10 protein-coding genes are annotated in these 14,331 nt (G+C 63.9%); 2 read left to right on the top strand and 8 right to left on the bottom strand.

What is annotated here, in order from left to right; all coding sequences use genetic code 11:
• Window positions 1-33 precede the first annotated feature (33 nt).
• The 5 genes from ACWAT4_RS11505 to ACWAT4_RS11485 all read right to left on the bottom strand — a co-directional run bounded on the left by ACWAT4_RS11505 (window position 34) and on the right by ACWAT4_RS11485 (window position 8,735).
• Window positions 34-2,553, bottom strand: coding sequence for a M56 family metallopeptidase (locus ACWAT4_RS11505; RefSeq protein ID WP_449730562.1), 2,520 nt, complete (start codon window positions 2,551-2,553; stop codon window positions 34-36).
• Window positions 2,550-2,942 (bottom strand): BlaI/MecI/CopY family transcriptional regulator, encoded by a 393-nt coding sequence (locus ACWAT4_RS11500; RefSeq protein WP_148753097.1) that lies wholly within the window; start codon window positions 2,940-2,942, stop codon window positions 2,550-2,552. Before ACWAT4_RS11500 ends, ACWAT4_RS11505 begins: the two co-directional genes overlap by 4 nt.
• A 378-nt stretch (window positions 2,943-3,320) precedes the next feature.
• Window positions 3,321-4,916: an NAD-dependent malic enzyme gene (locus ACWAT4_RS11495; RefSeq protein WP_249148991.1), complete on the bottom strand. Its 1,596-nt coding sequence runs from the start codon at window positions 4,914-4,916 to the stop codon at window positions 3,321-3,323.
• A 387-nt stretch (window positions 4,917-5,303) separates the two neighbouring features.
• Window positions 5,304-6,302, bottom strand: a complete 999-nt coding sequence (locus ACWAT4_RS11490; RefSeq protein ID WP_449730561.1) for a tripartite tricarboxylate transporter substrate-binding protein — start codon at window positions 6,300-6,302, stop codon at window positions 5,304-5,306.
• A gap of 102 nt (window positions 6,303-6,404) precedes the next feature.
• On the bottom strand, window positions 6,405-8,735 hold the full coding sequence (locus ACWAT4_RS11485) for a mechanosensitive ion channel domain-containing protein (RefSeq protein WP_449730560.1): 2,331 nt from the start codon (window positions 8,733-8,735) through the stop codon (window positions 6,405-6,407).
• Window positions 8,736-9,282: 547 nt separating this feature from the next.
• Between ACWAT4_RS11485 and ACWAT4_RS11480 the strand changes: the two genes are divergently transcribed.
• Window positions 9,283-10,275, top strand: coding sequence for an ABC transporter substrate-binding protein (locus ACWAT4_RS11480; protein WP_212298797.1), 993 nt, complete (start codon window positions 9,283-9,285; stop codon window positions 10,273-10,275).
• 102 nt (window positions 10,276-10,377) lie between these two features.
• Window positions 10,378-11,268, top strand: coding sequence for an MBL fold metallo-hydrolase (locus tag ACWAT4_RS11475; protein WP_212298798.1), 891 nt, complete (start codon window positions 10,378-10,380; stop codon window positions 11,266-11,268).
• 244 nt (window positions 11,269-11,512) lie between these two features.
• Here ACWAT4_RS11475 and ACWAT4_RS11470 read toward each other — a convergent pair whose 3' ends face one another.
• The 3 genes from ACWAT4_RS11470 to ACWAT4_RS11460 are packed head-to-tail and all read right to left on the bottom strand — an operon-like array spanning window position 11,513 to window position 14,329.
• On the bottom strand, window positions 11,513-12,472 hold the full coding sequence (locus tag ACWAT4_RS11470) for a polyphosphate kinase 2 family protein (protein ID WP_449730559.1): 960 nt from the start codon (window positions 12,470-12,472) through the stop codon (window positions 11,513-11,515).
• Window positions 12,432-13,451 (bottom strand): branched-chain amino acid ABC transporter permease, encoded by a 1,020-nt coding sequence (locus tag ACWAT4_RS11465; RefSeq protein ID WP_449730558.1) that lies wholly within the window; start codon window positions 13,449-13,451, stop codon window positions 12,432-12,434. Before ACWAT4_RS11465 ends, ACWAT4_RS11470 begins: the two co-directional genes overlap by 41 nt.
• Entirely contained in the window at window positions 13,448-14,329 is an 882-nt protein-coding gene (locus ACWAT4_RS11460; protein WP_212298801.1) for a branched-chain amino acid ABC transporter permease, read from the bottom strand. Before ACWAT4_RS11460 ends, ACWAT4_RS11465 begins: the two co-directional genes overlap by 4 nt.
• Window positions 14,330-14,331: the final 2 nt, after the last annotated feature.

Here is a 14,331-nt window from a genome sequence, read left to right as displayed (position 1 = left end):
GGCATCGCGGCCCTATCCCGACTCGCCGCCCATCTAGAAATTCGGTCCGAGCGCGATCTTGGTGATCGTCCCGTTTCTGACGCCGATGCGCCATTCCGCCGAACCGTTGGCGAACTGGGCGACATAGATGTCGCTGTCGAGTGCGGTGACGCCGCGGAACGAGACCGCGCGTAGCGCGCCGAGCCGCGCCAGGATGGCCTGATCGAACGGAAGCTGCTGACGCGCGATGTTGGCGACCTCGGCCGTCATGTGGTCGTAGTCGGGCTGCCCCTTGCCGATACCCTCGATGTAGTGCCGCAGCATCGCCTCGCCATTGGCGATCGGAACGGCCCGGCGCGCGGCGCGCCCCGGCCGGGCAACGAGGTTCGAGGCCTCGACGTTGTGGAAGCGGGTCTGGCGCCCCGGCACCACGATCTCCATGCACTTCCCGGACTTGTCGGCGATCACCCAGGGACTGTTCACGGTGGTCAGCGCGACCCAACTCATGTCTGACCTGACGACGCTCTGCGCCTTGCGCTGGCCGGCCCCGTCGAGATTGAAGACCTGAATGTCGTCCTCGGTCTCGTTGTAGAGCATGATCCTGATCGGCGAGGTGCCGGCGCGGCCGCGTACGCTCGCCTCCTCCGAACAGGAGACGATGCCGCCGAGCTCGTCATTGCCGTCGGGTCGGAAGATCACGTCGCCGGCCTTGCCGTCGGGCTCGAGCAGCAGGCGGAATTCCGCCGTGCCGTTCTCGAACTTGGCGCCGTAGATGTCATAGCCGCCGGGCCCGACGCCGCGGAAAAAGATCGACTCGACCGCGCCGAGCGCTGCAAACGTCGCGCGCAATTCGTCGACCCGACGGTGGATGTTGGCGGCGAGCGGCGCGCTCATGCGATCATAGTTCGGCGTGCCGCGACGCAGATCCTCGATTCCCGTCAGAATCATCTCCTTGCTGCCCGCAGCCGGGACCTGCTCCCTGAACCGATCGGGGACTTCCGCCAGGCGCCGGGCGAAGTCGGCCTCGATCGCCTGGGCCTGCGCCGCATCAATCCGCTGCGCCAGGCGAGCGCCGGACGTCGCGTTCTGGAGCAGCACACGCGAGACGCCGGCCTGCTCGTCGCGCAAGAAGATCAGGAGATGATCGCCGCGGACGGAGAAGGCATCGTTGCCCTCGGCAAGGACCGGCGATCGTCCCCGCCCGGTCTCCTGCACCTGCAAGCGATCGCCGTCGCGCCGCACCGTGAGCACGCGGTTCGGCGCGACCCTGTACCAGCCGACATAGTGATCGAGCGCGACCGGATCCGTGGCCGGCATCGGCATCTCGGCGACGCGAACAGCACGGACATCGCGGCCGTTCATGTGCAGCATCAACTCGGACGAGCGACGTTCCGCATCGATCGGGAACGTGATCTCGCCGAACGACGCCGCGTAGGACGCCGTGCCGTCGCTCGCGACGGTCATTCGCAGCCGGCGCTGTCCGGTGAGTTGCCCGTAGAGCTCGTCGCCCTCGCGGAAGATGGCGAACACCGACGTCGGACCCATGGCGTAGAAATTGACGAACGGATGGTAGTGCTCGGCAGGCAGCTGGCCGAGGTCTGCACCGGCAGGCAAGGGATCCGGCGTGCGATAGGCGATCATGCCCGCCGACACGATCACCACAGGCACGATCGCAGCCGCGATCCACAGCCGCTTCCGCCAGCCGACCGCCACGGGCATGGCGGCGGCCGTGATGATGCGCTCGACCCGCGCGCGCACGGTCGAAACCTGCGCCATCGCAAGCTCCATCGGCCGCGGCTTCACGGTAGCCGCGACGTCGAGCAGGATCTCGGCATAGGACAGCCGGTCGTCGATCATCTCGATTGCGCGGGCGTCGCTGATGATCTCGGCGAGCTCCGCAAGACGCGCAAACTGCCACCAGGCGAACGGGCTGAACCAGAACACGACGCGGTTGAGCGAGGCAAGCAGGAGGACGTAGAAATCGCCATTGGCGACGTGCGCGCCCTCATGGGCGAGCACCGCGAGTCGCTTCTTCGCATCCCAGCGGAAAAACTGCGGCGGCACCAGGATGGTCGAGCCGAAAGTGACGGGACCGCCGACGTCGCGGCTGACGCGCACATCGGCATCGATCATCTCACGGCTCTTCACCGGCTTCGCCGCGCGCGCCAGGCGCCAGGTCAGGCAGAGGCCGATAGCCAGCCGCATCAGCAGCAGGCCGGCGACACAGGCATAGACGGTGGTGGCGACCATCCACCAGTCGATCGAGACACCGTGCTTCACGATCGGCGCGATGGCGGCACCAGGCGCGATCGGCAGGGACGGCTGCGGCCGGTCCAGCATCGGGACGTCGGCCGGCCAGACGTCATCGGCTGTCGGCACGGACAAAGGCAACCGGTCGATGGTGAGCGTCGGCCAATGCATCACGAACGGCATCGCCAGCGACGCCAGCAGCACGACGATCCACGCCGTCATGTGGACGTGGGGATTGCGCACGCGCAACAAAGTGAGACCGATCCAGACGACGCCTCCCAGCGCGAAGGAGCGTAACGCCGCCTCAGCCAGAGCTGCGATCATTCTTTTTTCACTCCCCTCGCCTTCTTCGCCTTGGCCACCTGGTCGGCCAGCGCACGCAATTGCTGCTGGTCGAGCATCGCATTGTCCACCATGCCGACGAGGACTTCCTCCATCGAGCCGTTGCAGAACCAGTCGACGATGCGCTGCACCGCCTTGGCGGCGACGCGGGCGCGCTCTTCGGCGGCGTGGTAGACGTAGGTCCGCCCATCCACGGTGTGACGAGCATAGCCCTTTTCCTCCAGCCGGCGCAGCACCGTCCGCACCGTCGATTCCTTCAGACGCCGCGACAGACGCTCGCGCACGATTTCGGCCGTCACCGGCCCGTGGGCCCATACCAATTGCATGACCTCGTGCTCGAGGTCGCCCAGGTCGGGCAAACGATCGTCCATGGTGACTTACCTAGCGTCTTGGGTTTCTTGTAACGTTACAGACCGTCGCACATCAGGCAACGGCGGACAATTGCGATTCCGGCCGGAATGGTCTCGCCGTGCAGGCCTCATTGGGCGCCGCAAGTCGGACAGGCCTTCGATCTGGCGAAGAGCGTGCCTTGCCCCTCACCCGGACTGCCCCGGACGATGCTTCGCATCGCCGAGGCAATCCGATCTCTCCCCGCAGAGAGCGGGGAGAGGTTAAGAAGCGTCACCGCGAACAATCTGGTAGATCATCCAACGTCAGGAGGCGCCGCTCTCTCACTCCCTCGCCCCGTTCTGACGGGGAGAGGGTGGGGTGAGGGGCTGCCTCCGCAAGTTCGGACCGAACTGTCGACCTCAGTACTTCGGCTCGTACATGTGCGACTGGACCAGGCCCTTGACGTCGTTGGGCGCGGCTCCGCCGGCGAGCCCGCGCTGAAAGGCGACGTCTGCGACGGCGGCCGCAATGAGAGCCGAGACCTCGCGGATGCGGGGCAGCGCCGGATAGAGACTGCCTTGATCCAGGTCCTCCTTGCCGACGCAATTGGCCAGCGTATGGGCAGCCGCCATGAACATCTCGTCCGTCACGAGCCGCGAGCCGCTGGCGATGATGCCGAGGCCGACGCCGGGGAAGATGTAGGAGTTGTTGCCCTGGCGCGGCACGAAGGTCCGGCCGTTGAGCTTCACCGGATCATAGGGACTGCCGCAGGCGAACAGCGCGCGGCCCTCGGTGTAGCGATAGGCATCCTCCGCCGAGCATTCAGCCTTGGAGGTCGGGTTGGATAGCGCGAATACGATCGGCTGCTCGTTGAGCTCGGCCATCGCCTTGAGCACGTCAGGCGTGAAGGCACCGCCGACCGCGGCCACGCCGATGATCGCTGTCGGCTTGAGGGTCTTGATCGCCGTGAGGAAGTCGGCGATCGGCGCCTGATCGGAGTGGGCATAGCGGAGCTTGTGGCCGGAGAGGCCGTCGCGGCCGCTGACGACGAGGCCACGCGAATCCACCAGCCAGTTGCGTCGGAGCGCCTCGGCCTCGGTTGCGCCCTCGGCCATCATGGCGGAGACCACGAGATCGGCGATGCCGGTCGCCGCCTCGCCTGCACCGAGAAACAGGATGCGCTGGTCCCGGAGCTTGCCACCGTTCACCCGCAACGCCGAGAACAGGCCGGCGAGCGCGACCGCCGCGGTGCCCTGGATGTCGTCGTTGAAGACACAAGCTTCATCCCGGTATTTATGCAGCAGCTTGAACGCGGAATGATTGGCGAAGTCTTCGAACTGGATCAGCACACCGGGAAAGGTCTTTCGCGCGGCGGTCATGAACTCGTCGACGAAGCTGTCATAGGCTTCGCCCGTGAGCCGTCGCTCGCGCAAGCCGAGATAATAGGGATCGTTCAACAGCTCTTCATTGTTGGTACCGACATCGAGCACAACAGGCAGGCATTGCTCGGGATGCACGCCGGCGCAGGCCGAATAGAGCGACAGCTTGCCGACGGGGATACCCATGCCGTTGGCGCCGAGATCGCCGAGCCCCAGGATGCGCTCACCGTCGGTGACGACGATCAGCTTGGCCGGATAGGGCCAGTTCTTCAGGATCTCGGCGATCTGGCCGCGATCGCGCGAGGAAATGAACATGCCGCGCGGGCGCTGGAAGATCAGGCCGTATTTCTGGCAGGCGAGCCCGACCGTCGGCGTGTAGATGATCGGCTGGATCTCGTCGATATTGTCGACGACGACGCGGAAGAACAGTGCTTCGTTGCGGTCATGCAGCGCATTCAGTGCGACGTATTTTTCAAGGTCGGTCGGCAGTGCGCGCAAATTGGTCAGCACGCGATCGACCTGCGTCTCGATCGTCAGCACACAAGGCGGCAGCAGGCCTCGCAGACCGAGCGCGGCGCGCTCCGTCTCGGTGAAGGCGGTGCCCTTGTTCAGCAAGGGATCGCGCAGCAGCGTCATGCCATGCGCAGAATCGGATGATGTCGATTGGGCAACGACCCGGGCAGGTCTATTCACGAATTCCCCCAAGAGCTTCACATTGAACCGCAAACATTGTCGGTCAGCGCTCAGCTGAGATCAAGGACCGAGCGACGCGTGGGGTGATTGTGATCTCGCACCGCAGCGAGGTTTTCGCGAACGATCCGCAGCGGCGCACGACACAAAGGTTAACGCGGCCGCTCTTGCACATCATGATGAGGGCTAGGAGCAGCCTGCGCTCCCGGGGCGCGACGAAGTCGCGGGCTACGGTGCGCAATTGCGCACCGTAGCTCGCGCTGACGCGCGCTCCGGAATGACCAGAAAACCTCACAATCCGTCAGGATGAGAAAGCAATATGCGGCGATAGCGCTATTCCGGCTTGATATCCGCAGCCTTCACAACCGGCCACCATTTCTCGGTCTCGGCCCTCTGGAAAGCGCCGAGCGCTGCAGGCGATTGTTGATCGACCGGCGGGATCTCCTGGCTCAGTTCGGCAAAGCGCCGCTTGACCGAGGGATCGGCAAGCGCCGAGACGATGGCCGCGTTGAGCTTTGTGACGATCTCCTTCGGCGTGGCCTTCGGCGCCCAGATGCCGTGCCAGTAGGAGATGTAGAGACCAGGCAGGCCGGCCTCATCGACCGTCGGAATATCGGGCGCAGACGGGAGCCGCGTCGGCGATGTCACCGCGAACGCCTTGATCGCACCATTCTTGTATTGCGGCAGCGAGTTCGAGGCCTGGTCGAACATGATGTCGATCTGTCCAGCGACGAGATCGATCATGGCGGGCCCCGCGCCGCGATAGGGCACGAACTGGAAGTCGGTGCTGGTCTTTTCCTTGAAGAAGACGCCGGCGACATGCGCTCCGGTGCCGGCGCCAGCGGTCCCCGCAGTCGCCTTGCCAGGATTGGCCTTCAGCCACGCAATCAGCTCTTTCAGGTTATTGGCCTCGAGCGACTTCCGGCCCACGATCAGCTGGGTCCCCATCGCGACCAGCGCAACCGGCTCGAAATCGGCGAGCAAATCATAGGGCAGCTTGAAGATCGCGCCGTTGAGCACATGCGTGCCCCAATGGCCGATGGTGATGGTGGTGCCGTCTGGCGTTGCGCGTGCGACGCGAGCGCCCGCGATGCTGCCGGAGGCACCGGCGACGTTCTCGACCACGATCGTCGCGTGCAGCTCGGCCGCGATCCGCTCCGACAGGATCCGCGCCAGCGTATCGGTCGGTCCGCCGGCCGCGAACGGGACCACCAAGGTCATGGGACGCGATGGGAATGGTTGAGCATGGCCGGGTGCGATCCACGCCACGCATCCGACTAACGCGCAAATGACGATCACATGACCGCGCAACGCGCCCCACAGCCCCCGCATCAGCCTCTCCCGAGCTTCTTGTCGCCCGCATGTCATCAGCGGACTGCAGGGCGAGTGAACGCTGCCGGGTGTGCGGTGGCAAGCGGTAAGTTGACCGGGTCGCTACCCGGCCGCCCGCCGCGGCGTGAGATTTGCGGCGTGATCTGCCGGCGGAGCGACATGCATCAAAATGGTCTGGGTCGCGGATGCGACCTCGATGCCGTTCTGCTGGAAGCGCTGCTTCATGCGGCGGTTGAACTCGCGCTGGACCGGCCAGCGGCCGGCCTCGGTGCAGCGGATCTGGCCGACGATCGACACCATGGCGCCGTCGACCTTGTCGATGCCCCAGAGCTCGAGATCGCCGCGGATCAACGGGCGGAATTCGCTCTCGCGGCGCATCTCCTCGACGATCTCCTTGAGGATCTGGCCGGCGCGGTCGGTGTCCTCCTTGTAGGCGACATTGACGCTGACCGACGCATTGCCGGCACCGCGGCTGGCATTGGTGATGGTCGTGACCGCGCTGAACGGCACGATGTGCACGGCGCCGTCGCCGGCGCGCAGGCGAATGGTGCGGATCGAAACATTCTCGACCACGCCTGACAGGCCCGACACGCTGACGGTGTCGCCGACCTGGACCGTGTTCTCCAGCAGCAGGAACAGGCCGGTGATGAGATCCTGCACCAGCTTCTGCGAGCCGAAGCCGATGGCGATGCCGACGATGCCGGCACCCGCGAGCAGCGGCGCGACATTGACGCCGATTTCGCTCAGCGCCGTGAGGCCGACGACGGTCGCGATCAGGCAAAGAAGCGCCGTGCGGAGCATCGGCTGGAACGTGCGCAAGCGTGCCGCGCGGGCATAATGTCCATCGCGGGACAGCGTGTTGATCTGCCGGTCCAGGAGCGCATTGCTGGCTTCCCAGATTGCCGCCGCGATGATGACGGCGACGCCGATCGTCGCCACCGCCGACAGCAGCCTGCTGCCGATCTGGCCGCCATAGAACCAGACGATGGCATCGACGCCCCAGACCTCGAGCACGGCGACGAAGCCGACAAAGGCGATCACGCCGGACACGATCTTGCGCAGCAGCGGCAGATAGCGATTGGCGCGGATCTCCAGTCCGGGAAAGCGATGGAGGATCTCCGGCTGGATGCGGAAGCCGCGGTCGATCAGGCTCAGCGTCACCATGATGGCAACCCGCGTGACCAGCACCACCACGATGGTGCCGACGAAATATTGCAGCAGCAGCGAATAGCCGTTGCGGATATTCAGCGCCCAGACCGCCCACAGCGCGAGATCGAGTGCGATGGCAAGATAATGCCAGCCCCCGGCGATGCGGTTGCGCAGTCGCGCAGCGAAGCCCTGCCGGTCCGCCGGCGCGCGGATGGCATCGGCGACCTGGCGACGGCACTGCAGGATGATGACGACGACGAAGAGATGAACGACCAGCATCACCATGCGGATGAGCGCTGCGTAACCGGCGCGGTGCAGGCCGAGCAACAGCGCCACATTGGCGAAGGCGATGCCTGTCACGGCGACGCCGACGATGCGGCGCGCCCAGATCTCGACATAGGCCGCGGTCTCGGCGCGCACCGGAAACAGGCCGAACGGCCCGGCCAATGCGCGGACCACACAAATGAGCCCGCGCGAGAACGCATAGGCGTTGACCACTGCGAGGATCACGAGACGAACCGTGGCGGGCTCGCCGATTTCCGTTCCGAGCAGCGCGGTCGCGAGACCAACGAAAGCGACCACCGGAAGCAGTTCGAACAGCAACCGTCCCAGTACGAAGGGCAGCCGCAGCAGCAGCTGCCAGACGCGTGCGAGGCTGTGCCGCCGCTTGTGCAATTCGGGTTCGGGGGTGACATCGGCGACCGATGAGGGCGGATCGGCAATGGGCAACGCCTGCGCCGGCAGTCGTGCGGTCTGCGGCATGCGCCCCTCGAGGAAAGCGACCGGACGCCGGATCAGACGCACAATCACCCATTCGGCCGCGAGCGCGCTACCGAACACCAGCGCCAGCTTCCAGGCGATCTCGATCAGCAGATTATAGGCGTCAGGATCATTGGCGGTCCGCACAATCCAATAGTAGAACGCCGAAAAATGCGTGAGCGTCCGCGCCATGTCGGCGACGTCGCGCGAGATCTCGCCGATCTCCTCGGACACCGTAAGCAGAAGCTGCGCGCCGAGACCGTCAGCCGACAGCGGGATCGGTGACTTCTGTTCGGGCGCAGGCAGCTCAGGACCGGACGCATTGGCGATCGCGCGCAACGTATCGATCATTTGTCCGCGCTTCTTGTCGTCCTGAAGCGTCTCCAGCGCGCGCCTGGCTTCGTCAGGCGACAGTGTGGTCGCGTTATTGACGGCTGGCGCAGCCGGCTCGGCGCGGGCGACGGAGAGAGACGAAATGGCAAGAAAGAAGGCGGCGAGAAGCGCCGAGGCAAGCTTATGCGACACGCGGATTCCCCAAAATAAATGAAATGCGCCGGCGGAATCGTGACCGCGCGAAGCACTGCGTCATGTCGGATGGGCGTTATTCGCCCCGAGCCTGTGTCGGAAGTTTGCCAATGCGACGACATTGTCTTGGCATTTCCGCAATACAGGCATGCGTGGAACCGCTCAGGAGCTGACGGCGCAAGAGCGTGCACGCAGAAGAAGGCTTGGTTGCAGCCGGCCCAAAACGCACAGCGCCGGGTAGGTAGGGGCTATGCCTTGCTGATGCAGCCCACTAAACCTTAACCCGGCGTGCCGTTCGCGGTATCTGCCGCTATGCGATAGTCCGAACGAGCTCCATCGCAATTAACGCGGCTGGATTTGCGGAGGTGGAGTCATAGACCTCCCCTTGCTCATGAGGTGGACGCGTCGCTTGTTTGCGACCAAGGGCATGGTCCTCCCGTGACATAAGACTGTCAAGCGGGATCACGGGCGCAGTCGACAAATGTGAAGGCGGCCCTTGGCACTTTGACAGGGAACCGGGGGCAACGCTAGGCTGCCCATCTATTCATTGATTGATTTTTCGGTCCCCATGCACCGGCGCGAATTCGTCGCACTCGCAATTCTCACAGCTGCTGTTCGTCCGCCTGACCTGCACGCCGAAGCGAGGCAGTATCGCATCGCGTTACTGACACTGGATTCCAGCGAACGCGCCGACCTGATCAAGGGACCTTTGCGGGATCTGGGCTACATTGAGGGTAAGAATCTCACTTTCATTCATCGCTCCGCGGACGGCGAGCCTGGACGCCTCGCTACGATCGCGGAGGAGCTCGTGCGCGACGGGCCGGACGTGCTCGTCGCAGGCTGGGGCACACTTGCACCGAAGGCGCTGAAGGCCGCCACCGACAGGATTCCGATCGTGTTCGCGACCGTCGGCGACCCGATCGGCGCCGGCCTCGTGCAAAGCCTCGCGCGTCCAGGCGGCAACCTGACGGGCATGAGTGGGCAGTCCACCGAGTTCAAGAGCAAGCAGCTCGAATTTTTGCTCGGCTGTGTCCCCGGGCAGCGCATTGTCGGTGTGCTGCTGAATCCGGACACACCGTACAGCGCGCTCTCTCTCAAGCAGCTCGAGACGGCCGCGGAGCAGCGGGGCGTCCAGCTCGAACTCCTGCAGGTCAGGCGAGCCGACCAATTCACGCCGGACCAGATGGATCGGCTCGTGCTGAGAGGCGCCACCAGTCTCATGATTGTTGAAGACCCGCTGGCAGCCACCCTCCGCGAGGCAGTCGTGGAGCAAGCGCGGCGGTTGCGTCTTCCCACCATGACGGGCTTGGCCGACTACGCCCGTTCGGGCGGGCTGCTGGCTTATGGATTCAGCCAAACGGCCAATTACCGCCGCGCTGCCGAGTTGATCGACAAGATCCTGAAAGGCGCCCGTCCGGCTGACTTGCCGGTTGAGCAGCCGACCAGGTTCGAGCTGATCGTCAACCTCAAGACGGCGAAAGCCTTCGGTATCGAATTGCCTTCGCTGATCATGGCTGCCGCCGATGAGGTCCTCGAATAGCCGAACAGCAACCTTTCGCGCTCGGAATAATCGCCATTCGCCGGCGTTTGTGCTGCTAGGGTATCCTTCTTCGTAGTCCGATCTTTCGCCGGAAAGCCACAAATGAAGAAATCAATTTGCATCGCCGTGCTCGCGGCCCTCGTCGCCGGACTTGGCTCAGTTGCCGCGCAGAGCCCACCGCAGACCTCGACCAGGAAAGTCGACGGCACCGACAACGTCTACATCTTCCGCTACGGCGGGCATCAATCGATGTTCGTGGTGACGCCAAAGGGCGTGATCGCGACCGACCCGATCTCGTATCTGCGTCCCGCCAAACCCTATATCGACGCGATCAAGGCCGTCACCGACAAGCCGATCAAATACGTCATCTACAGCCACCACCATTACGACCACATAGCCGGCGGCCAGCCGTTCAAGGATCTCGGCGCCACCTTCATCGCGCATCGCCGCACCAAGGAGCGACTGCTCGAGCTGAAGAAGCAGAATGCGCTGCTCGCCGACGTCGTGATGCCCGACCAGGTGGTCGACGACAAGAAGACCATCACGCTCGGCGGCACCACGCTGGAGCTCGACTATGTCGGCCGCAACCATTCCGACAATTCGCTGGTGATGCGGCTGCCGAAGGAGAAGCTCGTCTTCGTGGTCGACTTTGCTCCGATCGAATCCGTCCAGTTCCGCAACATTCCCGACAACGCCTCGCCACTGGAATATATCGCCTCGCTGAAGAAGCTGGCCTCGCTCGACTGGGAGCGGATGATCCCCGGTCATCCCAATGCCGGCGGCCGGCTCGGCACCAAGAAGGATGTCCAGGACGACATCGCCTACATGGAGGATCTCTCCGCCGAAGTGAAGAAAGCGGCCGATGCCGGCAAATGCTTCGATACCGCGATGAAGGAAGTGAAGCTGCCGAAATACGAGAAATGGGCGAATTACGAGGCGAGCCTGCCCGCCAATGTCGAGCGCTTCTGCTACTGGTGGGGCCGGGGCTACTGACGCCTTGCACCGAACTCGCAGGGGGGCAAAGGCGCACTTGCGCCGTGCCCACCACCTCTCTCGGGTAAAGAAGGTGGGCACGCTTCCGTCTTCGCTCTTCGAGCTACGCCGGACAAGTCGCTTTCCCCACTCTACGAGAGCTTTGTCGGGATGATGACATCATGCCCCTGTTTTGCCCGACGGGTCAAGCAAATTGCTATAAATCCGAATAACCGCACCCGACTGTTGATTCCGCTGTCGTCGGCTACTGTGCATGGGGTTGTTTTCGCGTTTTTGGTTTCGCCCGCTTCTTGTCCCCCTTCCCTTCCTTTTCCAGCGCCTTGCGCACGTCGTCGAACTCGGCCAGCGAGGCCTTGTCGGCGCGGGGAAAGCGCAGGTCCAGCTTTTCCAGCTCCGCGATGATGACGGAGCCGATCACGACGCGGGCGAACCATTTGTGGTCGGCCGGCACGACATACCAGGGCGCGTGGGGCGTCGCGGTATGGCGCACGATGTCCTGATAGACCGCCTGGTAGCGCGGCCACAACGCGCGCTCCTTGATGTCGCCCATCGAGAACTTCCACTGCTTGGCCGGCTCCTCCAGCCGGTCGAGGAAGCGCTCGCGCTGCTCCTCCTTGGAGAGATTGAGGAAGAACTTCAGCACGACGGTGCCGTTGCGGCAGAGATAGCGCTCGAAAGCGCTGATGTCCTCGAATCGCTCCTTCCAGATATTCTTGGTGACCAGCCTTGGCGGCAGCTTCTCCTTGGCAAGAAGCTCCGGATGCACGCGCGTCACCAGGCATTCCTCGTAATGGGAGCGGTTGAAGATGCCGATATGACCGCGCGCCGGCAACGCGATGACGTGACGCCAGAGGAAATCGTGGTCGAGCTCTATGCTGCTCGGCGCCTTGAAAGCCGACACCTCGCAGCCCTGCGGATTGATGCCCTCGAAGATCGCCTTGATCGCACTGTCCTTGCCACCGGCATCCATGGCCTGGAACACGATCAGCACCGACCAGCGGTCCTGGGCGTAGAGCTTCTCCTGAAATTCGACGAGACGCTTCTTGTTCGCGTCCAGAATCTGCTGCGCCGTCTCCTTGTCCAGATCGCTCTTCTCGTTGGTCTTGTAATTCTTCAGGTGGAACTTGCCGGATCCGTCATGCCGGAATGGCGTGATGTAGCGGTCAAGTTCCTGGGCGAGCGATTTGGACGGCTTTTTGCTCATGAGCGCGGGGCACCTTGCGTTGCGGCTTCAATCGGTCGAGCAGGCTACCAAGGATGCCCTTGGGAAGGAATATGATGAAAAGCACCAGCAGCACGCCGTAGACGAGGTTGTCCCAGCCGACCGCCTTGGTGCCGAAGCCGATGCGCAAGGTTTCCGCGAGCAGGATGGTGATGACGGCACCAACGGTCGGGCCAAGCGAGACGAACAGGCCGCCGACGATGGCCGCGAACACCATCTGCAGCGACACCGCGATGCCGGAGACGGTGTCGGGCGTGATGAACATCTGGTACTGGCAATAGACGGCGCCCGCCAGCGCCGTCATCACGGCGCTGATCAGCGTGATCTTGAGCTTCTCCGCGGTAACATCGACGCCGGCGGCTGCGGCCGCGTCCTCGTCTTCCGAGATCGCCCCGAGCGCGTGGCGGCTCATGCTGCGATCGATCAGATGCCAGACCACGATGCCGCCGAGCCAGACCGCGAGCGCGATCAGGTACCACGTGGTCTTGTCGTCGAATTGCAGCGCCAGCAGCTTGCTGCCCGAGGCGCGGTTCGGCGTGTAGCCGAGCGAGCCTCCGGTGTAGTCGCGCGTCGCCGTGATGACCTGAAGCACGATGCCTGACAGGGCCAGCGTCACCAGCACGAAATAGTGCCCGGTGATACGGAACCGGAAGCAGGGATAGCCGACGATCAGCGCCAGCGCGCCGGCTGCGATCATGCTGATGGGAATGCCGATCCAGGGTGACAGGCCGAGGTGATTCCACAGCAGCGCGGTGACATAGGCACCGATCCCCATGAAACCGCCATGCCCGAGCGAGACCAGGCCGAACCGCCCCATCATCGACCACGACGTGTAGGCGAACGACCAGATCAGGATCAGCACCAGAATGTGCAGATGATAGGGATCGCGATAGAGGAAAGGCAGCGCGGCCAGCGCCGCCAATCCTATCCCCCATGCCGCAAGCCGCCCCTGCCCCATCATCGGCGCCTCGCGAGCAGGCCCGCGGGCCGGATGAACATCATGACGATGAAGAAGGCGAAGGCGAGCACGTAGCCCCATTCGAGATCGGAGAACAGGCCGCCAAGCGAGATGATCTCGGCGAATACGAAGGCGGCGATGAAGCCGCCAATGAAATTCCCGAGGCCCCCGAGCACGCAGATCAGGAAGGTGATCGGCCCGAAGGAAAGACCGACAAAGGGATGCACGTCGTATTGCAGCACCAGGAGACAGGCGGCGAGCCCGGCAAGGGCGCCGCCGAGCGCGGAGGTGATGAGATAGATGCGTTTGGTATCGACGCCCATCAGCGCCATGATCTGCCGGTCCTGCGAGATCGCGCGGATCGCGGTGCCGGTGAAGGTCCGGGTCATGAACAGATAGACCGCGACCATACCCACCAGCGCCGCCAGGAACGACAGAAGTCGCGCGTAGCTGAAATTCATGTCGCCGAAGGCGAGCACGGGCAGGCGGATGCCGAGATTGCGGAAGTCGATGCCGAAGGCGACGGTGGCAAAGCTCTGCAGTACGAACAGCACGCCGCCGGTCGCGAGCAGCTGGTTGATCGGCGGCGCGGTGAGCAGCGGCGCGATCACGAGGTAATGCAATAGCGCGCCGAGGATCGCGACGAGCAGAATGGTCAGTGGTGCAGCGATGAAATAGCTGACGCCGTAGTACTGCACCAAGAAATACATGGCGTACATGCCGATCATCACGAGCTCGGCGTAGCAGATCCAGGTCACGTCGATGACGCCGAAGATCAAATTCAGTCCGAGCGCGAGCAGCGCCAGCACGCCGCCGAGCAGGATGCCGTTGATCACGGCCTCCAGCAGGTAGATGTCGAAAATATCCAGGAACGCCTGCATAT

It is taken from the genome of Bradyrhizobium sp. T-1, assembly GCF_053592855.1.
The sequence above is the reverse complement of the archived record's forward strand: the minus strand, read 5'-3'. Positions and strand labels throughout refer to the sequence as shown.